The organism is Candidatus Pantoea soli (assembly GCF_007833795.1).
In the GTDB taxonomy this organism is placed as follows: Bacteria; Pseudomonadota; Gammaproteobacteria; order Enterobacterales; family Enterobacteriaceae; genus Pantoea; species Pantoea soli.
In genome coordinates this window covers 1,186,416-1,208,963 of record NZ_CP032702.1, presented here as the reverse complement: position 1 = coordinate 1,208,963, position 22,548 = coordinate 1,186,416, and the positions used below count along the sequence as shown (strand labels likewise).

Annotated in this window: 23 protein-coding genes and 1 riboswitch; of the genes, 8 read left to right on the top strand and 15 right to left on the bottom strand. The window is 60.2% G+C overall.

What is annotated here, in order from left to right:
* Positions 1 to 2: 2 nt before the first annotated feature.
* Positions 3 to 1,406 (bottom strand): ATP-dependent RNA helicase RhlE, encoded by a 1,404-nt coding sequence (gene rhlE, locus D8B20_RS05620; protein WP_145887904.1) that lies wholly within the window; start codon positions 1,404 to 1,406, stop codon positions 3 to 5.
* 268 nt (positions 1,407 to 1,674) lie between these two features.
* On the bottom strand, positions 1,675 to 2,067 hold the full coding sequence (locus tag D8B20_RS05615; protein WP_145887902.1) for a YbhQ family protein: 393 nt from the start codon (positions 2,065 to 2,067) through the stop codon (positions 1,675 to 1,677).
* A gap of 176 nt (positions 2,068 to 2,243) precedes the next feature.
* Between D8B20_RS05615 and D8B20_RS05610 the strand changes: the two genes are divergently transcribed.
* From D8B20_RS05610 to D8B20_RS05600, 3 genes are read left to right on the top strand one after another with little or no spacing between them, the layout of a single operon-like run.
* Positions 2,244 to 3,005, top strand: a complete 762-nt coding sequence (locus tag D8B20_RS05610; protein WP_145887901.1) for an endonuclease/exonuclease/phosphatase family protein — start codon at positions 2,244 to 2,246, stop codon at positions 3,003 to 3,005.
* Positions 3,002 to 4,246 (top strand): cardiolipin synthase ClsB, encoded by a 1,245-nt coding sequence (gene clsB / locus D8B20_RS05605; RefSeq protein WP_145887899.1) that lies wholly within the window; start codon positions 3,002 to 3,004, stop codon positions 4,244 to 4,246. The genes D8B20_RS05610 and clsB overlap by 4 nt, the downstream gene beginning before the upstream one ends.
* On the top strand, positions 4,246 to 5,220 hold the full coding sequence (locus tag D8B20_RS05600; protein WP_145887897.1) for a lysylphosphatidylglycerol synthase domain-containing protein: 975 nt from the start codon (positions 4,246 to 4,248) through the stop codon (positions 5,218 to 5,220). The genes clsB and D8B20_RS05600 overlap by 1 nt, the downstream gene beginning before the upstream one ends.
* A gap of 79 nt (positions 5,221 to 5,299) precedes the next feature.
* Here the strand turns inward: D8B20_RS05600 and D8B20_RS05595 are convergent, their stop codons facing one another.
* From D8B20_RS05595 to moaA, 7 genes are all read right to left on the bottom strand, one after another.
* Positions 5,300 to 6,007, bottom strand: coding sequence for a Bax inhibitor-1/YccA family protein (locus D8B20_RS05595; RefSeq protein WP_145887895.1), 708 nt, complete (start codon positions 6,005 to 6,007; stop codon positions 5,300 to 5,302).
* A 57-nt stretch (positions 6,008 to 6,064) separates the two neighbouring features.
* Entirely contained in the window at positions 6,065 to 7,159 is a 1,095-nt protein-coding gene (locus D8B20_RS05590; protein ID WP_145887893.1) for a DUF1615 domain-containing protein, read from the bottom strand.
* 82 nt (positions 7,160 to 7,241) lie between these two features.
* Positions 7,242 to 7,694 (bottom strand): molybdopterin synthase catalytic subunit MoaE, encoded by a 453-nt coding sequence (gene moaE / locus D8B20_RS05585; RefSeq protein ID WP_145887891.1) that lies wholly within the window; start codon positions 7,692 to 7,694, stop codon positions 7,242 to 7,244.
* Between the two features lie 2 nt (positions 7,695 to 7,696).
* The gene (gene moaD / locus D8B20_RS05580; protein WP_145887889.1) at positions 7,697 to 7,942 is read right to left on the bottom strand and encodes a molybdopterin synthase sulfur carrier subunit; all 246 of its coding nucleotides are present in this window, start codon (positions 7,940 to 7,942) and stop codon (positions 7,697 to 7,699) included.
* The gene (moaC, locus tag D8B20_RS05575) at positions 7,935 to 8,420 is read right to left on the bottom strand and encodes a cyclic pyranopterin monophosphate synthase MoaC (RefSeq protein ID WP_145887887.1); all 486 of its coding nucleotides are present in this window, start codon (positions 8,418 to 8,420) and stop codon (positions 7,935 to 7,937) included. The genes moaD and moaC overlap by 8 nt, the downstream gene beginning before the upstream one ends.
* A gap of 2 nt (positions 8,421 to 8,422) precedes the next feature.
* Positions 8,423 to 8,938: a molybdenum cofactor biosynthesis protein B gene (moaB, locus tag D8B20_RS05570; RefSeq protein WP_145887885.1), complete on the bottom strand. Its 516-nt coding sequence runs from the start codon at positions 8,936 to 8,938 to the stop codon at positions 8,423 to 8,425.
* Between the two features lie 16 nt (positions 8,939 to 8,954).
* Positions 8,955 to 9,941: a GTP 3',8-cyclase MoaA gene (gene moaA, locus D8B20_RS05565; RefSeq protein WP_145887883.1), complete on the bottom strand. Its 987-nt coding sequence runs from the start codon at positions 9,939 to 9,941 to the stop codon at positions 8,955 to 8,957.
* Positions 9,930 to 10,066: riboswitch (molybdenum cofactor riboswitch) on the bottom strand. Its footprint overlaps the gene before it by 12 nt.
* 190 nt (positions 10,067 to 10,256) lie before the next feature.
* On the opposite strand from moaA, the gene D8B20_RS05560 reads away from it, so the two are divergent.
* On the top strand, positions 10,257 to 11,159 hold the full coding sequence (locus D8B20_RS05560; RefSeq protein WP_145887881.1) for a gluconeogenesis factor YvcK family protein: 903 nt from the start codon (positions 10,257 to 10,259) through the stop codon (positions 11,157 to 11,159).
* A gap of 31 nt (positions 11,160 to 11,190) precedes the next feature.
* Here the strand turns inward: D8B20_RS05560 and uvrB are convergent, their stop codons facing one another.
* Entirely contained in the window at positions 11,191 to 13,212 is a 2,022-nt protein-coding gene (gene uvrB, locus D8B20_RS05555; protein ID WP_145887879.1) for an excinuclease ABC subunit UvrB, read from the bottom strand.
* Positions 13,213 to 14,120: 908 nt separating this feature from the next.
* On the opposite strand from uvrB, the gene D8B20_RS05550 reads away from it, so the two are divergent.
* Entirely contained in the window at positions 14,121 to 14,837 is a 717-nt protein-coding gene (locus D8B20_RS05550; protein WP_145887877.1) for an ABC transporter ATP-binding protein, read from the top strand.
* Positions 14,838 to 14,922: 85 nt separating this feature from the next.
* On the opposite strand, the gene bioD is transcribed toward D8B20_RS05550, so the two are convergent.
* The 4 genes from bioD to bioB are packed head-to-tail and all read right to left on the bottom strand — an operon-like array spanning position 14,923 to position 18,513.
* Positions 14,923 to 15,594, bottom strand: a complete 672-nt coding sequence (gene bioD, locus D8B20_RS05545) for a dethiobiotin synthase (protein WP_145887875.1) — start codon at positions 15,592 to 15,594, stop codon at positions 14,923 to 14,925.
* Positions 15,591 to 16,346, bottom strand: a complete 756-nt coding sequence (gene bioC / locus D8B20_RS05540) for a malonyl-ACP O-methyltransferase BioC (RefSeq protein ID WP_145887873.1) — start codon at positions 16,344 to 16,346, stop codon at positions 15,591 to 15,593. The genes bioD and bioC overlap by 4 nt, the downstream gene beginning before the upstream one ends.
* Positions 16,327 to 17,481, bottom strand: a complete 1,155-nt coding sequence (gene bioF / locus D8B20_RS05535) for an 8-amino-7-oxononanoate synthase (RefSeq protein WP_145887871.1) — start codon at positions 17,479 to 17,481, stop codon at positions 16,327 to 16,329. Before bioF ends, bioC begins: the two co-directional genes overlap by 20 nt.
* A complete protein-coding gene (gene bioB, locus D8B20_RS05530) occupies positions 17,482 to 18,513 on the bottom strand; it encodes a biotin synthase BioB (protein ID WP_145887869.1) in 1,032 nt (343 codons plus the stop codon). It lies immediately after the preceding gene.
* Between the two features lie 88 nt (positions 18,514 to 18,601).
* On the opposite strand from bioB, the gene bioA reads away from it, so the two are divergent.
* Entirely contained in the window at positions 18,602 to 19,894 is a 1,293-nt protein-coding gene (bioA, locus tag D8B20_RS05525; protein WP_145887867.1) for an adenosylmethionine--8-amino-7-oxononanoate transaminase, read from the top strand.
* Positions 19,895 to 19,960: 66 nt separating this feature from the next.
* Positions 19,961 to 20,437 carry a kinase inhibitor gene (locus D8B20_RS05520; RefSeq protein WP_145887865.1) on the top strand — a complete coding sequence of 159 codons (477 nt, stop codon included), beginning with the start codon at positions 19,961 to 19,963 and terminating at the stop codon, positions 20,435 to 20,437.
* A 95-nt stretch (positions 20,438 to 20,532) separates the two neighbouring features.
* Here the strand turns inward: D8B20_RS05520 and pgl are convergent, their stop codons facing one another.
* Positions 20,533 to 21,528, bottom strand: a complete 996-nt coding sequence (gene pgl / locus D8B20_RS05515; protein ID WP_145887863.1) for a 6-phosphogluconolactonase — start codon at positions 21,526 to 21,528, stop codon at positions 20,533 to 20,535.
* Positions 21,529 to 21,677: 149 nt separating this feature from the next.
* Between pgl and D8B20_RS05510 the strand changes: the two genes are divergently transcribed.
* Positions 21,678 to 22,496, top strand: a complete 819-nt coding sequence (locus D8B20_RS05510) for a pyridoxal phosphatase (RefSeq protein WP_145887861.1) — start codon at positions 21,678 to 21,680, stop codon at positions 22,494 to 22,496.
* Positions 22,497 to 22,548 lie beyond the last annotated feature (52 nt).

Here is a 22,548-nt window from a genome sequence, read left to right as displayed (position 1 = left end):
TCTCAGACGTTCCCGCTGTTCTTCGCCGCCGGACGACGACGACCGCTGTTCGCCGCACCGCGGTTCTGGCCGCCGGCGGTGTCCTGACGACGAGCCGGACGCGCGTCACTCTGCGGACGGGCGCTCTGTCCGCCCTGCGGACGCTGACCATTGCCCGCCTGCGGACGAGCATTGCCGCCGCCCTGACCGCGTCCCTGCCCCTGGCCCTGACCGCGGCCGCGTGGCTGCTGCTGACGACCGTTCTGAATCGGTTCCGCTTTGATGCTCGGATCCGGCTCAAAGCCCGGCAGGGCAATACGGGGAATTTCACGCTTCAGCAGGCGCTCAATGTCGCGCAGCAGTTTATGCTCGTCGACACACACCAGCGACAGCGCCGCACCGGTGGCCGCGGCACGACCGGTACGGCCGATGCGGTGCACGTAATCTTCCGCCACGTTTGGCAGCTCATAGTTAACCACGTGCGGCAGCTCTTCAATATCCAGGCCGCGCGCGGCGATATCGGTGGCAACCAGCACGCGAATGCTGCCGGATTTGAAATCAGCCAGCGCACGGGTACGCGCACCCTGACTCTTGTTGCCATGGATGGCGGCGGCGGTGATGCCATCTTTATTCAGCTGCTCCGCCAGATGGTTCGCGCCGTGTTTGGTGCGGGTGAACACCAGCACCTGCTGCCAGTTATCGCGACCAATCATCAGCGACAGCAGCTCGCGCTTGCGCTTTTTATCCACGAAATGGACCTGCTGCGACACCTGCTCAGAGGCGGTGTTGCGGCGCGCCACTTCAACCTGCTCCGGGTTGTTGAGCAGTTTTTCCGCCAGCGCTTTGATCTCATCCGAGAAGGTGGCCGAGAACAGCAGGTTCTGACGACGGGCAGGCAGTTTCGCCAGCACGCGACGGATATCGTGGATAAAGCCCATATCCAGCATGCGATCGGCTTCATCCAGCACAAGGATTTCAACCTGTGACAGATCGACCGCGTTCTGGTGCGCCAGATCGAGCAGACGGCCTGGCGTTGCCACCAGCACGTCCACGCCGCCGCGCAGTTTCATCATTTGCGGGTTAATGCTGACACCGCCAAATACCACCAGCGAACGCAGGTTAAGGTACTGGCTGTAGTCGCGCACGTTTTCGCCCACCTGTGCCGCCAGTTCGCGGGTCGGGGTGAGGATCAGCGCACGCACCGGACGGCGGCCGCGCGCCGGTGCGGCTTTTTCAGTGAGGCGCTGCAGCAGCGGCAGCGTAAAGCCGGCGGTTTTACCGGTACCGGTCTGGGCGCTCGCCAGCAGGTCACGGCCAGCCAGCACCACGGGAATGGCCTGACGCTGGATTGGCGTCGGTTCACGATAGCCCTGTTCTGCTACCGCACGCAAAATATCGGCATTCAAGCCGAGAGAGTCAAAAGACATGCAGGTGTATTACTCCGAACCGCCCTGATCGCGCTGCGCGATGTAGTTTTCAGGGGGGATATGACGCAGCCATGCGGCCTGCGTGTGAAAAGGGCACAAACTACCATGCGTAAGGGCGCGAGTGTAGCAGGTTTCCACCGCGACCGCGACCGGCAAAGCACATTGCGATACATCTGCCGGCGCACCGTGGCGTGACGCCCGCGGGCGCGGTGGACGGATAACAAAAAAGGAGCCGCCAGGGCTCCTTTGTGTGGATTGCGCGGCGGACTCAGCTGCGCTTTTTCTCCACGCGCTGCGGTGGCTCTTTCGCCAGCAGCGACACCAGCGCCGGCCCCACCAGCATGACCACACCCAGGCAGCCAATCAGCAGCGTGTTGTGGAAGTAGCGGGACAGCAAAAACAGCGTCAGCATGGCGGCGCCAAAGTAATAGGTGGTTGTCACTTCTTCCAGAGAGTCACCAAAGCGGCGCAAACGGGCACTACGCTGAAGGGCCAGCATGGTGATAAACACCAGCGCATACGCTGCCACCAGGGTACTGCTCACTTCTACCAGCGCCCTATGTTTCCAGCCCCAGACCAGCGCCGCGATCACCAGCAGGTGCGTGGCAATGTGCAGGCAGGTTTGACCGGTAACAATCTGAACACGATTAGACCATTTCATTCTCTTCTCCTGGCAGACCCAACAGGTCGCCCAAGTGTATCTGGCTGCGGCCAGACGGATTTCCTCAATGTAAAGCAAATTTCGGATAACGCCCTAATTTTCTGCCCCTGACACCATCCGTTTGTGACAAAGACTACACTTTGTTTTGTTGATGATGAAAAGGAGCGCGTCGCAGTATGCCACAAAATACGCAAGGATTTTCATTTAAAGTCCTGACGATCAATACGCACAAAGGGTTCACCAGCTTTAATCGCCGCTTTATCCTGCCGGAACTGCGCGACGCTGTCCGCGCGACCTCTGCAGATATTGTCTTTCTCCAGGAGGTTATGGGTACGCACGCTATCCATTCGCTGAACATCGAAAACTGGCCGGAACGCTCGCATTACGAGTATCTGGCCGACACCATGTGGCATGACTTCGCCTATGGCCGCAACGCAGTCTATCCGGAGGGCCATCACGGGAACGCGATATTGTCACGCTTTCCGATTGTTGAATATGAAAATCTCGATATTTCTGTTGCCGGAAGCGAAAAGCGCGGCATGTTGCACTGCAAAATCAGCCTGCCGGATCGGCCTCAGCCGCTGCATGTTATCTGCGTTCATCTGGGGCTGAAAGCGCAGCACCGCAAGGCGCAGATGAAGATGATGTGTGACATGATTAACGCGCTGCCGGCCGATGCGCCGCTGGTAGTGGCAGGCGATTTTAATGACTGGCAGGTACACGCCAACCGCTTTCTGCAGCGCGGTGCCGGCTTGCAGGAAGTCTTCAGCGTCAAACATGGTCGTCCGGCGCGGACTTTCCCGGCGCGCTTTCCGCTGCTGCGGCTTGATCGCATCTATATCCGCAACGCCTCGGTGAGCCAGCCGTGGGCGCTGCCGGTCAAACCCTGGTCTCACTTGTCCGATCATGCGCCACTGGCGGTGGAGATTTTCCTATGAATTTTGACTGGCGCGAGGGCAACCAGCTGCGACTGCTGGAAAACGGCAATGAATTTTTCCCGCGCGTCTCAGGGGCCATGCAGCGTGCACAGCGCACCCTGCAGCTGGAGACGTTTATTCTGTTCGAAGATGAGGTGGGCAATGCCCTGCATCGCGACCTGCTGGCGGCCGCGCAGCGCGGCGTCCGGGTGGAGGTAATGGTTGATGGTTATGGTTCGCCGGATCTCTCGGACCGCTTCGTAAACAGCCTGACCGAAGCGGGCGTGCGCTTTATTTACTACGACCCGCGCCCGCTGGTGATGGGCATGCGCACCAATGTGTTTCGCCGTCTGCACCGAAAAATCATCGTGATAGACGAAGAGATCGCGTTTGTCGGCGGCATCAACTTCTCTGCCGAACACAACATCGACTACGGGCCGGAAGCCAAACAGGATTACGCCGTCGAGGTTAAAGGCCCGGTGGTGCACGACATCGCGCGTTACGTACAGCAGGCGATGGGCAGTGAGGCGATCACGCGTCGCTGGTGGGGCTCCCGTTCACAGCGGATGGCGGTCAATGCCATGCCCGGTGACGCGCAGGTGCTTTTTGTGTTTCGCGACAACGACGAGCACCGTGACGACATCGAACAGCACTATCTCGATATGCTGCGCAAGGCGAAAGAAGACGTGATTATCGCCAACGCCTATTTCTTCCCTGGCTACCGGCTGCTGCGTGAGATGCGCAATGCCGCACGGCGCGGCGTACGGGTGCGGCTGGTTGTACAGGGTGAGCCGGATATGCCGATTGTGAAGGTGGGTGCTGAGCTACTCTATAACTATCTGGTGGATGGCGGCGTTGAGGTTTACGAATATATCCGCCGTCCGCTGCACGGCAAAATTGCGGTGCAGGATCAGTTCTGGTCAACGGTGGGCTCCAGCAATCTTGATCCGCTTAGCCTGTCGCTTAACCTGGAAGCTAACCTGATCATTCACGATCGTCACTTCAACCAGACGCTGCGCACTAATCTGGAGCAGCTGCTGGCGGAAGATTGCGTCCGGGTAGACGAAGCGAAGCTGCCGCCACGCAACTGGTGGCAGCTGACCAAAGGCGTCATCGTATTTCACTTTTTGCGCCACTTTCCCGCGATTGCCGGCTGGCTGCCTGCCCACACGCCGCAGCTGGCGCAGGTGGACCCGCCAGTGCAGCCGGAGATGGAAACGCAGGATCGGGTCGAAGCCGACAATGAAGGAGCGAAGCCCTGATGAGCAAAAAAAGTCCGCGCTGGAAGTTAGCGAAAAAAATCCTGACATGGCTGTTTTTTATTGCCGTCATCGTGCTGCTGGTGATCTACGCGCGCAAGGTGAACTGGGAAGATGTGTACAAAGTGATTACCGGCTACAACCGCTATGTGGTGATCGGCGCCGCCGCGCTGGTGGTGGTCAGCTACCTGACCTACGGCCTGTACGATCTGATTGGCCGGGCTTACTGCGGGCATAAACTGGCAAAACGTCAGGTGATGCTGGTGTCGTTTATCTGCTATGCCTTTAACCTGACGCTCAGTACCTGGGTCGGCGGTGTGGCGATGCGCTATCGCCTCTACTCGCGGCTTGGCCTGCCCAGCGCCACCATTACGCGCATCTTCTCCCTGAGTATTGCTACCAACTGGCTGGGCTATATTCTGCTGGGCGGCGTGGTGTTTGTCTGCGGCATGGTGCCGATTCCGCCGGGCTGGTTTATCGGCGACGGCACGCTGCGCGTCATTGGCGCTGCCCTGCTGGTGCTGGTGGCGGTCTATCTGTGGGCCTGTGCCTTTGCGAAAAAGCGGCGCTGGACGGTAAAAGGTCAGCACCTGCAGCTACCCTCGCTGCGCATGGCGCTGTTCCAGTTTGCCGTCTCCTGCGCCAACTGGATGGTGATGGGCTGCATTATCTGGCTGCTGCTGGCGCGTCAGGTAGATTATCCGATTGTGCTGGGTGTGCTGCTGATAAGCAGTATCGCCGGGGTGATTATCCACATTCCGGCGGGTATCGGCGTGCTGGAGGCGGTGTTCCTCGCCCTGCTCAGCGGTCAGCATGCGTCGCACGGCGCGATTATCGCCGCGCTGCTGGCCTATCGCGTGCTCTACTTTATCCTGCCGCTGTTGCTGGCGCTGGTGCTCTATCTGTGGCTGGAGAGCCGCGCGAAGCATCTGCGGCAGAAGAACCAGCAGAAGATGGAGAAATCCGGGGCGCAATAAACGACAGGGCGGCCACGCGGGCCGCCCTGGGTTGTCAGGCTGCATACAGCGCCTGACTTACTGCGTAAAGTGCGCAAAATCAGCGGCGGTTGCCGAAAATCCGCAGCAGCATCAGGAACAGGTTGATGAAATCGAGGTACAGCGTCAGCGCGCCCATAATCGAGTAACGACGCAGGTTCTCTTTATCACTGACATTGATGCCCTCGCCCATCGCTTTCAGCTTCTGCGTGTCATACGCCGTTAATCCGACAAAAATCACGACGCCGATATAGGTTATCGCCCACATCAGCGCCGGGCTTTTCAGCCAGAAATTCACCAGCGACGCCAGCAGAATGCCAATCAGCGCCATAAACAGCAGGCTGCCAATGCGGCTCAGATCGCGTTTGGTGGTGTAACCGTAGAAGCTCATCACACCAAACATGCCGGCCGTTACAAAGAAGGTGCTGGCAATAGAGGAATAGGTGTAGACAAGGAAAATGCTGGCCAGCGTCAGGCCGGTCAGCGCCGAATAGAGCATAAACAGCCCGGTCGCCACCGCCCCGCTCATGCGCTGTACCATGCCGGAGAGGACAAACACCAGCGCCAGCTGGGCGATGATCAGGCCGAAAAAGGTTATCCGGTTAGCAAAAACCAGCTCCATCACTGCGGGCGTGCGTGCAGCAAACCAAGATACAAACGCCGTCAGCAGCAATCCGCAGGTCATCCAGCCGTAGACCTGCGCCATATATGTCTGCAGCCCGGTCGACGCCGGCTGCACAATTGAACCATTGCGTGGATATCGATCCATGATGCACCTCTCTGTAGGAAACAAACGATGTAAGTGTGGAGCTTACTCTCTGTTGCGTCAACGGCGCGTCACGCACTGCTGATATCGGCTGTTAACCCGCTGGGCAAACCACGCCGTGGTGAGGTTGCGGGTAATTTTCGGGCTCTCCAGCTTGATGCCTGGCAGCATTTCACGTGGCAGACGCGTTCCCGCCATCTTATCGGCGAGAAGAAAGGTCTGTTTCCATAGCGTGCTGTCGCCAAAGCTCAGGCTGTCACCCTTCTCCAGATCGCGGCGGATTTCGCGATTGCTCATATCCAGCTGTTTCGCCAGCGTACGCACCGCCAGCTCGGTGGCGCTGGCCTGGTCGCTGTCATAGCGAATCAGGTCGCCATCCAGCGCCAGGCTGATGCCGCTGGCGCGCGCCACGGCCGCCTGAAATGCCGCGTTGCGGCTGGCATACCAGCCGGCGTTAAAGTCCGCGAAACGGTACAGCGGCTGGCTGTACTGTGCCGGATAGCCCAGCAGATGCAGCGTGCCAAAATAGATCCCCCCGCGCCGGGTAAATACTTCGCGGCGAATCGAACCGTCAACCGGATACGGGTAGCCTTTTGCATGGGCTTCCGCAAAGGCGATACTCACCTGCATCGGGCCGCCGGTATGAATCGGATTGAGATTGCCAAACAGCTTCTGTCCCATCGGCACCATGTTAATGAAATCATCAAAGATGGCGCTCAGCGCTTTTTCACTGCGCACGTTATCAAGACGGGCCGCATAACTTTCCCCGGTCGGTGACGGAATCATCAGCGCGGTGCGGACCACGAAAGCCGGAACGTGCAGGCGGGCGGCGCGGCGATCAATTTCCGCCCAGGCGATTTTCGGCAGGCCTGGCACATTGGCATCGGCGCTAAAGTTCGATTCCTGATCGGCCACGGCAATCACCGCACAGACATTGCTGACGCTGGGGTCAAGCTGCTGCACGCGGAAAGCGGTATAGATATCCTCTGCCCAGTCCGCTTTTTGCGTCACATGAGCCGGCAGCAGCTGCTGGATTTGTGCTTTGACATCGGCGGGCTGTCGCGCCGGCACCTGTGGCTCTTTTTTGGTACTGCAGCCCGCCAGCACCAGCGCGGTCAGCAGCGCGGCGCCTTTCAGCATTCTGGTTGTTTTCATCCTGTTCCCTGATAAGCCAGCAAAAACGGTACCTTACCGCGTTCCGCCGGGCGAGGCTATCCGCACCCGACGGATTTATGGCTTACTGCCAGCGTGCTGCTGCCTGCCGATCGCTGTCGCGCGCGTCTACCCAGCGGTCGCCGTGCGCGGTGGCTTCCCGCTTCCAGAACGGCGCGCGGGTTTTCAGGTAATCCATAATGAATTCCGTGGCGGCAAAGGCATTGCCGCGGTGCGCGCTGCTGACGCCGACAAACACGATTTCGTCACCGGGAAACAGCTCGCCAACGCGGTGAATCACGGTCACGTTTTGCAGTGTCCAGCGCTGACGCGCTTCCGCGACAATCTCTGCCAGCGCCTTCTCCGTCATGCCCGGATAGTGCTCCAGCGTCAGCGCGGCCACGCTGTCACCGAGGTTATGGTTACGCACCTTACCGGTGAAGGTCACTACGGCACCGTCGCTGTCATCGGCAGACAGGCGGGTATACTCTTCTGCGGCATTAAAGGGCGCCGCGCCCACGCGAATATGGGTGTTCACGCTCAGCCTCCGGTCACCGGCGGGAAAAATGCCACTTCATCGCCATCCTGCAGTGGATGACTCAGTGGCACCAGCGTCTGGTTGACCGCTGCCAGCAGTTTGCCCGGCTCCAGCGCCAGCGCCCAGCGGTCGCTTCTGGCAGCCAGCGCGGCACGCAGCGCAGCGACATCCGCATACTCTGCGGCCAGCGCCAGGGCGGCCGTGCCGGTCAGCTCGCGCACTTGGGCAAAAAACAGTACGTTAATCATGCGTCACCGCCTCGAAATCACCGGATTTACCGCCGCTTTTGCTCAGCAGCCGCAGCTGATCGATGACGATATCTTTCTGCACCGCTTTGCACATATCGTAAATCGTCAGCGCCGCCACCGAAGCCGCCGTCAGCGCTTCCATCTCCACGCCGGTTTTTCCGGTCAGACGACAGAGCGCGGTCACGCGCACGCGGCTGTGCGCCGGTTCTGCCTGCAGCGTCACTTCGACCTTGCTCAGCATCAGCGGATGGCACAGCGGGATCAGCTCCCAGGTACGCTTCGCCGCCTGAATCCCGGCAATGCGCGCCGTGGCGAACACATCACCTTTATGGTGGCGGCCTTCCATGATCATCTGCAGCGTGGCCGGGGCCATCAGCACCAGGGCTTCGGCCCGCGCTTCACGCACGGTTTCGGTTTTGCCGGAGACATCCACCATATGGGCTTCACCGGCGGCATTGATATGCGTTAACGAGGACATGGTTACAACTTCTTCAGATGAGAGACAAAATGACAGGGACGCGTGCGCGCATCCAGCTGTTCTTCAATAATGCGCGTCCAGGCGCTGGCGCAGGCCCGGGTGGAGCCGGGTACGGCAAAGATCAGCGTCTGATTCGCCAGGCCGGCCAGTGCGCGGGACTGCAGCGTGGCGCTGCCAATCTCCTCGTAGGAGATCATGCGGAACAGCTCGCCAAACCCCTCAATTTCGCGGTCAAACAGCGGCAGCAGCGCCTCTGGCGTGCTGTTTTTGCTGTTGAAGCCGGTGCCGCCATTGATGAGAACAACCTGCACATCCTCACTGGCGATCCAGCGCGAAACCGTGGCGCGGATGCGGTAGCGGTTATCTGCCACAATCGCGCGATCCACCACCTGATGGCCGGCTTCGGCCAGCACCTCACGCAGGTAGTCACCCGAGCTGTCGCTACTGGCGTCGCGGCTGTCAGAAACGGTCATCACTGCCACATTCAGGGCGACAAATTCGCCGGTCGGTTTACTCATGGCCATAACTCCTGTGTCAGCCACCGATAAAAGAGAGATTCTGGGTAATGCCGGTGTTGCCCTGATGCAGAAAATGCGTCTGCTTTTTCTGTCCCAGACTGTGGGCAATACGCGCCTGAAGTGCCTCCTGCTGCGCATCCGAAGCCAGCAGATCGCGCAGCGGCACGCCGCCGTCGCCGAACAGGCACAAATGCAGCTTGCCGGTGGCTGAGACGCGCAGCCGGTTGCAGCTGGCGCAGAAATCTTTTTCATAGGGCATGATCAGCCCGACCTCGCCCTGATAATCCGGATGGCGGAACACCTGGGCCGGGCCGTCGCTGCGTCCGCGCGGCTGGCGCTGCCAGCCCTGCATGATCAGCTGGTCACGGATCACTTCACCGGAAATGTGCTGACGCCGGAACAGATCGCCGCCCTCACCGGTTTCCATCAGCTCAATAAAGCGCAGCTGAATTGGCCGGGTGCGGATCCACGCCAGAAAGGTCTCCAGACTGTGGCTGTTGAGGTCGCGCATCAGGACGCTGTTGACTTTGACTTTTTCAAACCCGGCGGCAAACGCCGCATCAATGCCGGCCATCACGTCGGCGAATTTGTTCTGGCCGGTGATGGCATGAAACTGGCGCGCATCCAGGCTGTCGACGCTGACGTTGATGTGCGTGAGGCCGGCAGCGCGCCACGCCTGCACGTCGCGCGCCAGCCGGTAGCCGTTGGTGGTTACGGCGATCTGGCGGATTGACGGGTTTTCCCGCACGGCAGCAATGATGTCGGTGAAATCGCGGCGCATAGAGGGTTCGCCACCGGTCAGGCGCACCTTTTCGGTGCCCGCAGCAGCAAAAGCGCGGGTTACGCGGCGAATTTCATCCAGCGAGAGAAAACTTTTGTTGCGTATGCCGTCCGGCTTGTAGCCGTCCGGCAGACAGTAGGTACACCGGAAGTTACACACGTCCGTGACCGACAGGCGCAGATAATAGAAGCTGCGCGCATAGGCATCTGTAAATTGTGGCACCTGAACACCTTTCCAAAGTACGGGAGATGCAGGCATTTCTTTCTGCACCCTGGCAGCGCGTGGCTGCGGCCAGGCATCCATATCATATGACTTAGGATCGCAAGGCTTGGGAGTTTGCTGTCATTGAAGACAACGCGGTAACACAGATGGTAGCGCGAAATCTCTCAGGCTGCCATCAGCGATTCACGCTATATATATTGATACATAACGTTTTTTCACCGCATTTTCGCTACCGGATACGGTAAAATGACCGGCTGAGCGTGATACTTACCCGCTTAAGCGCCGCAACGGCAGGATAAGCACTTAAGGAGCAGCATGAATCGTACCCTGGCAGATTTGGATCGCGTGGTGGCACTCGGTGGCGGTCACGGTCTTGGCCGCGTGATGTCGGCGCTGGCCCCGCTGGGCTCGCGCCTGACCGGCATTGTCACCACCACCGATAACGGCGGTTCTACCGGCCGCATCCGGCGTTCAGAAGGCGGCATTGCCTGGGGAGACATGCGTAACTGTATTAATCAGCTGATTGCCGAGCCCAGCGTGGCTTCCGCCATGTTTGAGTACCGCTTTGCCGGCAATGGTGAACTGGCCGGGCATAACCTCGGCAACCTGATGCTGAAAGCGCTTGATCACCTCAGCGTCCGGCCACTGGAGGCGATCAACATTATTCGTAATCTGCTGAAGGTGGATGCGTTTCTGATCCCGATGTCTGAACAGCCGGTGGATCTGGTGGCGCTGGATGGGGAAGGCAACATGGTGTATGGCGAAACGGCGATCGATGAGATGAAGCAGGCGCCGGCTGAGTTAATGCTTCATCCCAGGGTGCCGCCGACGCGTGAAGCGCTGGATGCCGTCGCCGAAGCCGATTTGATTCTGATTGGCCCTGGCAGTTTCTATACCAGCCTGATGCCCATTCTGCTGATGGAAGAGATGGCGCGCGCCCTGCGCCGCACGCCCGCTACCATGGTGTTCATCGGCAATCTGGGGCGTGAACTGAGCCCGGCCGCCGCACGTCTGACGGTGGCGGATAAGCTGACAATTATGGAAAACGCCATCGGCAAGCGGGTGATTGATGCCATCGTGGTTGGCCCGGCTGCCGATATTCGCGGCGTGGATAACCGGGTCATTGTGCGCGAACCGCTGGAGGCCGCCGATATTCCTTACCGGCATGACCGCCAGCTGCTGCGCGTTGCGCTGGAGCACGCGATTCAGGCATTCTGACGCGGCGGCGCGGCCGGGCTGCGCACCGAATTTACGAGGCCGCGATAAACAGCTCGCGCAGTTCATGCAGCTGGTCGCGCACCCGCGCCGCTTCCTCGAACTCCAGGTTTTGCGCGTGCTGCTGCATCTGCCCTTCCAGCTCGTGGATTTTCTTCTGCATCGCCTGCGGTGACAGCGCCAGGTAGCTGGCCTCTGCTTCGGCGGTGCTGCGCGCAGCGGTTTTGCCTTTGCCGCGCGTTTTCACCACGTTTTTACCCAGCTCAAGAATATCGGTGATTTTCTTGTTCAGGCCCTGCGGCACAATGCCGTGTTCGGTGTTGTAACGCTCCTGTTTCTCACGGCGGCGCTCGGTCTCTTCGATGGCGCGTGCCATCGACGGCGTGATTTTATCGGCATAGAGAATCGCTTTGCCGTTGACGTTACGCGCCGCGCGACCAATGGTCTGAATCAGCGAGCGTTCGGAACGCAGGAAGCCCTCTTTATCGGCATCCAGAATGGCCACCAGCGACACCTCTGGCATGTCGAGCCCCTCGCGCAGCAGGTTGATCCCCACCAGCACATCAAACTCGCCCAGACGCAGATCGCGGATGATCTCCATCCGCTCAACGGTGTCGATGTCCGAATGCAGGTAGCGCACCTTTTCGCCGTGCTCTTCCAGGTATTCGGTCAGATCTTCCGCCATGCGTTTGGTCAGCGTTGTCACCAGCACGCGCTCGTTGATCTCCACGCGTTTACGGATCTCAGACAGCAGATCGTCCACCTGCGTCGCCACCGGACGCACTTCGAGGATCGGATCCAGCAGCCCGGTCGGACGCACTACCTGATCAATCACTTCGCCGCCGGATTTCTCCAGCTCATAGTTGCCCGGCGTTGCCGAGACGTAGATGGTTTGCGGAGCCAGCGCTTCGAACTCTTCAAAGCGCAGCGGACGGTTATCCAGCGCCGACGGCAGGCGGAAGCCATACTCCACCAGCGTCTCTTTACGCGCGCGGTCGCCGCGGTACATGCCGCCAATCTGCGGGATGGTAACGTGTGATTCGTCCACCACCAGCAGGCCATCGGCTGGCAGATAATCAAACAGCGTTGGTGGTGGCTCGCCCGGCCCGCGCCCGGAGAGGTAGCGCGAGTAGTTTTCAATGCCCGAGCAGTATCCCAGCTCGTTCATCATCTCCAGATCAAACTGGGTACGCTGGGTAATGCGCTGCTCTTCCAGCAGCTTGTTATTCTCCAGCAGCACTTTACGGCGCAGCGCCAGCTCGTCTTTGATCTCTTCCATCGCCTGCAGAATGCGCTCGCGGGGCGTCACATAGTGCGTTTTCGGGTAGATGGTAAAGCGCGGCACCACTGACACCACCTGACCGGTAAGCGGATCAAACAGCGACAGCCGCTCAACCTCTTCGTCAAACAGCTCGACGCGCAGGCCGATGTCATCCGATTCTGCCGGAAAAATGTCAATCACTTCACCGCGGACGCGGAAGGTGCCGCGCTGGAATACCTGATCGTTACGGGTGTACTGCAGCTCCGCCAGGCGGCGCAGGATACTGCGCTGATCGATGATCATGCCGCGCGTCAGGTGCAGCATCATTTTCAGGTAGAGGTCGGGATCGCCGAGGCCGTAAATCGCCGACACCGAGGCCACCACAATCACATCGCGGCGCTCCAGCATCGCTTTGGTGGCCGAGAGACGCATCTGTTCGATGTGTTCGTTAACGGCCGCGTCCTTTTCGATAAAGGTATCAGAGCTGGGCACATAGGCTTCTGGCTGATAGTAGTCATAGTACGACACAAAGAATTCCACCGCGTTTTCCGGGAAGAACTCTTTCATCTCGCCATAGAGCTGCGCCGCCAGCGTTTTATTGGGAGCCAGCACCATCGTGGGGCGATTCAGATCGGCAATGACGTTGGCCACGGTAAAGGTTTTGCCGGAACCGGTTACCCCCAGCAGCGTCTGGTGGGCCAGGCCATCTTCAAGGCCCTCTTCCAGACGACGAATCGCCTCAGGCTGGTCACCTGAAGGTTTGAAAGCGGAGTTGAGTTTAAAGACTTTACTCATGGTTTTGCGGTTCCTGCTGAAGAAGTCGGCTGGCAGGCTGATAATTCTACTCTGCTATGGCGATTTTGCCAGAAAAAAATACTGGATATATTTACAGATATCGCGCAGGATGGACGGGAAATACCGGGGTTCGCTTCAGCAGCACTGAAGCGGCGCAGCCGAACTGTTTGTTGCGCAAGGTTATCCCCAGATGAGCAACGGTTTTAACAATTGTCAATAGAGCGTCACGAAATTGCAGTCAGATGACAAGCCAGAGATTTCGCAGGGTTGCTTTTAAATAACTCGCTGATTTTAATGGCAATGACGCCAAAGCCCAGTTTCGCAGCAGAATGTATGCAGGCCGCGTATTTCCTCGCTTGCGCCCGGTTTTCAGTCGCTAATACACAAGGTTATCCACAGGAATGGTGGATAACTGAATCCAGCCCCGCGCCCATCGGCTGTGTATAATTTTCCCCTCGCTTATCCGTCCCGCTGAAAAATTTTTTTTTGCGTTTATTTTTCCTTCACTTTGCGCCGCTTTCACCCCGCTTTTTACCACGCTTATGCGCCATCCGTGACAGGAAGCCCGGCAATAAGGCCAGTGATTTATCCAGCCTCTGCCCAATCATCGCCCGAATGCACCAGAAACGCTAAGCAGTGAGCACCGTCAAAGTGCAGCCGCTTTATTACCTGAAGTGATTGTTAAGTGATCCTCATCATTCTGCGGGCCTTTCGCCAGTCAGAGCAGGAAGCTTCCCCGCCATCGCCAACCTGGCCTGAGAATTGCAGCGTAGTAACCGTAATACGCAGTAAGCCAGTCCGGCTGCGGCCAGCAACACAGCCGTGTCCACCCATAATCGTGCACGACTGTATGCCAGACGACACAGAGCGGGAGCATTCAGGCAAACAAGCTGAAAGGAGAATGTCAGATGCTGAGTTTACGTTCGGTGAATCAGTTTTACGGCCAGAACCACATTCTGTGGGATGTGGATCTCGACCTGCCGCCCGGCACCTGCACCGGTGTGCTGGGCAGCCCGGGCATGGGCAAAACCACGCTGGTGAACTGCATTATGGGCCGCCTGCCGGTAAACAGCGGTTCCATGACCTGGCAGGAGGATGGCTTTCCGCCGGAAAATCTGCTGCTGCAGCCCGCTGAGCAGCGTGCGCGCATGGGCATTGGCTATGTGCCTCAGGGCCGGCATATTTTCTCGCAGATGAGCGTGGAGGATAACCTGCTGATTGCGCTGCTGGCCGCGCAGGACGATGGCAGCCGCACCATCCCGGAAATGGTGTTTGATCTGTTCCCGGCGCTCTATTCGCTGCGGCATCAGCGCAGCGGCGATCTGCCAATGGATCAGCAGCAACAGCTGGCGCTGGCGCGTGCGCTGGTGCTGCAGCCCAAACTGCTGATTCTGGACCAGCCTACCGAAGGCATGTCGCCGTGGCTGGAAGAGGAGATGGGCAATCTGATTCGCAGCCTGAACCGCGATTACGGCCTGACCATTCTGCTGCTGGAGCAGCAGGCATCCTTTATCCGGCGCGTGGCGGACTATTTTTTGCTGCTGCACCGTGGAAGAAACGTGGCGCAGGGCCGCGTGGCCCAGCTGGATGATGTGACGGTGAACAAGTGGCTGACGGCCACCTGACCGCCTTCGCAACGTCAGATAAGCAGACAGCTGCGGCAAGCCGGGGCCGCCGCGCCAGGCGACCCTGTTGATACACCGCTGCGTTTTATGCCGGCAGCGTCAGAAAACGCCCGCAGGTTTCATACTCAGCAGCGTGCTGCAGATAGGGGATTTCGCCCAGCAGCGGCGCGGCAATACGCTGGCGTAGCGTCGCCATGTATTCAGCATGACGCTTCCCGGGCGGCTGTACGGTATTGGCGATCCAGCCCGCCAGGCGCAATCCGCGCGCCCTCACCGCCTCTGCGGTCAGCATGGCGTGATTGATGCAGCCCAGCCTGAGGCCCACCACCAGAATCACCGGCAGCTGCTCTTCTGCAACCCAGTCGGCATAGGTGTGCGTCCCGGACAGCGGCGTAAACCAGCCGCCCGCGCCCTCCACCAGCACCCACTCCGCCTGCTGCTCCAGCGCCCGCAGCCCGGCCGAAAGCGCGGCAAAGGTGATCGGCCTGCCCTCTTCAGCGCTGACAATGTGCGGAGAGGTCGGCTCCATAAACGCCAGCGGGTTCACCTGCTCATAGCGCAGCTCCAGACTGCTGTAACGCTGCAGCGCCAGCGCATCGCTGTTGCGGATGCCGTCAGGTGTCATTTCGCAGCCGGACGCGACCGGCTTATAGCCGGCGGTACGCAGCCCGGCCGCGCCGGCCGCCTGCAGCAGTGCGCTGCTGGCCACTGTTTTTCCCACTTCCGTGTCGGTTCCGGTAATAAACCAGCGTGTCATTTGTTCAGTACTCCATACATCAGGTGATAACTCAGACGATAACCCTGTACATCCCGCGGCCAGGCCTGTTCCAGCTGCGCCAGCCGCTGACGCGTCAGCAGATGGCCGCTGCGTCCGTCATGCAAATGCGTGGCGCCGATGCCCTTCAGCGACTGCATCGCGCTGAGGGCGCTCGGGAAGTGCAGCGTGATGGTCTGCTGCTGCGTCCGCAGCGCCATGCCCGCCGTCGCGGCCGCCACCTGCGCGGCGCTGAGAAAGCGGTTGGCGTGGCGGCGCGTATCCTGCTGCGCCCACGCCTGATGCACTTCCTGCAGCGAACCGTCCAGCAGCGTGGAAAACAGCACGCTACCGCCGGGGCGCGTCACGCGTAAAAACTCGCGCAGTGCGGTGCGCAGATCGCTGCTCCACTGCACCGCAAGGTTGCTCCAGACGCCGTCAACGCTGGCATCGGCCAGCGGCAGCGCATCAATGTCGCCCTGCTGATAGTCGTCGGCCGATTCCTGCGCGCGCGCCGCGGCCAGCATAGCCGGCGACAGATCCAGCGCCGTCAGCTGGCGGCCGCGATCGCGCCAGTAGCGGCTGTACCAGCCGGTGCCGCAGCCCGCGTCCAGCAGATGCGGGCCAAACGCCGCCGGTGCCAGCGCCAGCAGCGCATCACCGCTGGCGCGCTGCAGCTGCGCATGCTGTTCATAGTGCGGTGCTGCGCGACCAAACGCCTGCGCCACCGCCTGTTTATTTATCTGCAGCGTCATACAGCGCCTCCAGCAGCGCGTCGATGTCTTCGGAATGATGGGCTGCCGTCAGCGTGATACGCAGCCGCGCGGTGCCAGGCGGCACGGTGGGCGGACGAATAGCACTGACCCAGAGCCCGGCCTGCGCCAGCCGCTGTGACAGCGCCACGGCCGCGTGGTTTTCACCCACGATCAGCGGCTGAATCGCGCTGTCAGACGGCATCAGCTGCCACGGCAGGTTCGCCGCCCCGGCGCGAAAACGCGCAATGTTAGCGCGCAGTTTTTCACGCCGGGCATCGCCCTGCTGTACCTGCTGCAGCGCAGCCAGCAGCGCGTGACACTGCGCGGGCGGCATAGCCGTGGAGTAAATCAGATGGCGGGAAAACTGCTCAAGATAATCGGCGGTGGCCGCATCGCACAGCACGGCCGCACCGCTGACGCCAAAGCCTTTGCCAAAGGTAACCACCAGTAATTCCGGCTTAACCTGCTGCTGCCAGCAGCTGCCGCGCCCCTGCGCCCCGCAGATGCCAATGCCGTGCGCATCATCCACCAGCAGCCAGCCGCCGGTGCGCCGGGTTTCTGCCGCCAGCGCCGCCAGCGGAGCGCTGTCGCCATCCATGCTGAACACCCCTTCAGTAACCACCAGCGTGGCGCCTGCACAGGGCGTGGTCAGCAGCCTGGTCAGACTGGCTGGCTGGTTATGCGCAAAGCGGCGCAGCGTGGCCGGCGCATGGCTGGCCGCATCCAGTAACGACGCGTGCGCCAGCTTATCCGCCAGCACCCGGTCCGGTTTTTCAGCCAGCAGATGGATCAGCGCCTGATTGGCGGCGAAACCTGAAATAAACAGCAGCGCGCGCGAATAGCCCAGCCAGTCCGCCAGCTGCTCTTCCAGCTGCGCATGATAGCGGCTGTAGCCGGTCACATGCCCGGAGGCGCCCGCCCCTGCGCCGCTGGCCGCTGCGCCCTGCTGCCAGCCGGCAATCACTGCCGGATGCTGGCTCAGCCCCAGATAATCGTTGCTGGAAAAGTGGCGGTAGCTCAGGCCGTCGACGACGATTTCACGCACGCTGTTGTGTTCCACGCGCCGGCGCTGACGCCAGCCATCGGCCGCGCGTCGCGCCGTCAGCGCCTGCGTGATGCGTTCGGACCAGCCCATTCAGACCGCCGCGTTGTAGAACTGCGTCGTGTCGGCCTGCATCAGCTGGTGGTTGAGCTGCTGCTGCTGTTCATTATCGCCCGCCGTGGTGGCGGTGTGTTCCGGATTGAGACCCAGCTTGCGGAACAGAATCAGATCTTTATCCTCTTCCGGGTTTGGCGTGGTCAGCAGTTTACAGCCGTAAAAAATTGAGTTTGCACCCGCCATGAAACACATCGCCTGGGTCTGCTCACTCATCTGCTCGCGTCCGGCTGACAGCCGCACGTGCGAGGAAGGCATCATGATGCGCGCCACGGCAATGGTGCGGATAAAATCAAACGGCTCAACGTCGTCGTTATCGGCCAGCGGGGTGCCTTTTACTTTGACCAGCATATTGATCGGCACGCTTTCCGGTGGCGTCGGCAGATTGGCCAGCTGGACCAGCAGGCCGGCGCGATCGTTCACCGTCTCACCCAGTCCGACGATGCCGCCAGAGCAGACCTTGATTCCGGCGTCGCGCACTTTATCCAGCGTATCCAGACGCTCCTGATAGGTGCGGGTAGTGATAATGCTGCCGTAAAACTCCGGCGAGGTATCCAGATTGTGGTTGTAGAAATCGAGGCCGGCACTGGCCAGACGCTGTGCCTGGCTCTGGTCCAGCGTGCCCAGCGTCATGCAGGTTTCCATGCCCAGCGCTTTTACGCCCTGCACCATCTGCTCCAGATAGGGCATATCGCGCTCGTGCGGGTTTTTCCACGCGGCGCCCATGCAGAAACGGCTCGATCCTGCGGCTTTGGCTTTGCGCGCCGATTCCAGCACCGCTTCCACCTCCATCAGGCGTTCGGATTCCAGCCCGGTCTTATAACGCGCGCTTTGCGGGCAATATTTACAGTCTTCCGGGCAGGCGCCGGTTTTGATCGACAGCAGGGTACTGACCTGCACCTGACGCGGATCGAAATGCTGCCGGTGTACCTGCTGCGCTTCAAACATCAGCTCAAGAAAAGGTTTGTCAAACAGGGCCTGGGCTTGTGCCAGTGTCCAGCGGTTAGCCATTGCTTACTCCAGAAAAAGGGGGTTCATCCTGACGATTAACGTGGTTATACTTGTAAACTAAATCTTTTCAAAATGGTTTACAAGACGCATGTTCACCCCGGATGACCTCAACTTTGACCGCCAGCATATCTGGCATCCCTACACCTCCATGCGCGATCCCCTGCCCTGTTATCCGGTGGTGGCGGCGCACGGCTGTCAGCTGCAGCTGGCCGATGGCCGCGAACTGGTGGATGGTATGTCGTCGTGGTGGGCAGCGATTCACGGCTACAACCATCCGCGCCTGAACCAGGCGCTACAGCAGCAGATGGCGCAGATGTCGCACGTGATGTTTGGCGGCATTACCCATCCGGCAGCCGTTACCCTGTGCCGCCAGCTGGTCGAAATGACACCGGAGGCGCTGGAGTGCGTGTTCCTCGCCGATTCCGGGTCGATCGCCGTCGAAGTGTCAATGAAAATGGCGCTGCAGTACTGGCTGGGCCGCGGCGAAACGCGCCAGAAATTCCTGACGTTGCAGCGCGGCTATCACGGTGACACCTTTGCCGCCATGTCAGTGTGCGATCCGCAGAACTCCATGCACAGCCTGTGGCGCGGCTACCTGCCGGAGCACCTGTTTGCGGCTGCCCCGCAGTGCGCCTTTGATGAGCCATGGAACGACGCTGATTTTGCTGACTTCGCGCAGCTGGCCGAACGCCACCACCGGGAGATCGCGGCGGTGATTCTGGAGCCGATTGTGCAGGGCGCGGGCGGCATGCGTTTTTATCATCCGCGCTATCTGCAGGCGGTACGTGCACTGTGCGACCGTTACGGACTGCTGCTGATTGCGGATGAAATTGCCACCGGTTTTGGCCGCAGCGGCCGGCTGTTTGCCTGCGAGCACGCGGGCATCACGCCGGATATTCTGTGTCTTGGCAAAGCGCTGACCGGCGGCACCCTGACGCTCTCCGCCACCCTGACGACGCGCGAGGTGGCCGACACCATCAGCCGCAGCGCGGCGGGATGCTTTATGCATGGCCCGACCTTTATGGGCAATCCGCTGGCCTGCGCCGTCGCCAGCGAAAGCCTGCGCATGATAACTGAAGGCCACTGGCCACAGCAGGTTGCAGCAATTGAACAGCAGCTGCGTCGCGATCTGCTGCCGCTGCGTGCTCACCCGGCGGTAGCCGACGCGCGCGTGCTGGGGGCAATTGGCGTCATTGAAACGCACCAGCCGGTGAACATGGCGGCGCTGCAGCAGTTCTTTGTTGCGCGCGGCGTGTGGATTCGGCCATTTGGCAGGCTGATCTACCTGATGCCACCTTATCTGATTTCTGCCGCCGAACTGGCCCAGCTGACGCAGGCGGTACGCGCCGCGCTGGAGGTGGCTGAACATTTTCAGCCCTGAGCTGACTGGCAGTCATGCCGCATTTCCACCATGATGAAAAGCTCTGCAAACCACTAAGGAGAAGTCATGCGCATATTCAGCCAGGATTTTGACGATGGCGATAAAATGCCGGAACGGCACGTGTTTAACGGCATGGGGTATCAGGGCGATAACCTGTCTCCCCATCTGGCCTGGGATGAGGTGCCCGCCGGTACCAAAAGTTTTGTCGTGACCTGCTACGATCCCGACGCGCCGACCGGCTCCGGCTGGTGGCACTGGGTGGTGGCCAACATTCCGGCGGAGGTGACCGTGCTGCCGCAGGGCGCGGGTTCCGGCGTGGCTGAGCTGCCGGAAAGCGCCATCCAGACGCGCACCGATTTTGGTCAGACCGGCTATGGCGGCGCAGCGCCCCCGCCGGGCGAATCGCACCGCTATATTTTCACCGTGCATGCGCTGGACGTGGAAAAGCTGGAGGTGGATGAAGGGGCCAGCGGGGCCATGGTGGGCTTTAACGTGCATTTCCATGCGCTGGCCAGCGCGTCGATAACCGTGAAGTACAACTGATGTAACAGGCCGCTGCGGCGACCTGGCGTGCACGATGACGCGCGCCGGTCACCGTGCAATGTGCCTGCCCTCACAGACGGCAGGCACAGCAGCTGTCAGTCCAGCGCGTGAATGACAACCCACATCGGGCCCTGCCCCACGGCGTATCGCGACAGCGGCTGCAGCAGGCCGCGCTCGCCAATGCGGTACACTTCAATGTGATGGGATTTCTGTCCCGCCGCCACCAGATAACGTCCGGTGTTATCAATGTTGAAACCGCGCGGCTGCGTCTCGGTCGGCTGATGGCCTTCAATGGTCAGCACCGATCCCTCCTCGCTGACGCTGAAGATGGTCAGGGTGCTGCTGGTACGATCGCAGGCATAGAGGAAACGACCATCCGGCGTCAGGTGGATGTCCGCCGCCCAGCGCGTATCGCTGAATCCCGGCGGCATCATATCCAGACTCTGCACGCGCTCTGTCTGACCGTTGACGTTGTTCAGCGCCCAGACATCCACGGTGCTGTTCAGCTCATTGACCACGTAGGCCCAGGCACCGCCGGGATGAAACGCCATGTGACGCGGGCCCGCGCCTTCTACGGTCGTCACCTGCGGCTGCGCGCGCGGTGCCAGCGTGCCGTCCTCGTTCAGCTGATACAGACAGATGCGATCCTGCTTAAGCGCCGGTACAAACAGCGTCTGGTTGCTGAGATCGATGTTGGCAGAGTGGCAGCCTTCCAGATCGTGAATCACCTGTGTCGGCGCCTGCGGCAGGCCATCGCTGCCGATGGGGCTGACGCTGACGCAGGCATCGTTATAAGAGCCGCAGAACAGGAAGTGGCCCTGACGATCGGTTGAGATGTGCGTCGGGCTGCCCGGCAGCGGCGCTTCACCGGCGAGGCTCAGCGTCCCGTCGGCCGCAATGCGGAACGCCAGCACGCGGTAATTGGGGCGAACACCGGCATAGAGAAAGTCTTTTTTCGGACTGACCACCAGCGGCTGCACCTGGCCGGCAACGTCCGTAACCTGTAATAACGTCAGTGCGCCATCTTCCTGCATCTGCCATGCATGGATCTGCTGGCTCTCGGGACTGGCGGTATACACGACTTGTTTCATGCGTTTTCCTTTTTCGCTGCCTGATGAAAAGAGTTAACTGTAGCGTGTTTATTCGGGGGGCGCCGGGGTGATTCGTGCCCTGTTTTTTGTCTCCGGGCCACTGCCGGGTGTAGACTTAACGCTTTGCCCATACCCGGACGGACAGTGTAATGAGCTACCGCGTAATCGCCCTTGACCTTGACGGCACCCTGCTGACACCGAATAAAACCATTCTGCCGGAATCAATTACAGCCCTTGCGCGCGCGCAACAGGCCGGCGTCAAAGTATTGATTGTGACCGGACGCCATCACTGCGCCATTCACCCTTTTTATCAGGCGCTGCAGCTGGATACACCCGCAATCTGCTGTAATGGCACCTATTTGTATGATTATCAGGCAAAAAAGGTGCTGGCTTCTGACCCGCTGGCGAAAAGCCAGGCGGGCCGCGTGATTGAGATGCTCGATCAGGAGAAGATTCACGGCCTGCTGTATGTCGATGACGCCATGCTGTATCAGGAACCCACCGGCCACGTCACGCGTACCCTGAACTGGGCACAGTCGCTGCCGGAAGCCCAGCGTCCGGTGTTCCTGCAGGTGCCCAGCCTGGCGCAGGCAGCGCAGGAGGCACACGCAATCTGGAAATTTGCCCTGTCGCATCCGGACACCCGTGCGCTGCAGCAGTTTGCCGAACGCACTGAAGCGGAGCTGGGGCTGGCCTGCGAATGGTCGTGGCACGATCAGGTGGACATCGCCCAGGCCGGCAACAGCAAAGGCAAACGCCTGGCGCAATGGGTCGCCAGCCAGGGCCTGAGCATGCAGGACGTGCTGGCATTTGGCGATAACTATAACGATCTCAGCATGCTGGAACAGGTCGGCCTCGGCGTGGCGATGGGTAACGCCGATGACGCCATTAAGGCGCGGGCAAAGAAAGTGATCGGCACCAATCTGGAGCCGGGCATTGCCGCCGTTATCTATCAGGAAGTGCTGTAACAGGCAGGCGATCCTGTCCGGTGCGGATGCGCTATCCGCCCGGGCCGGACGG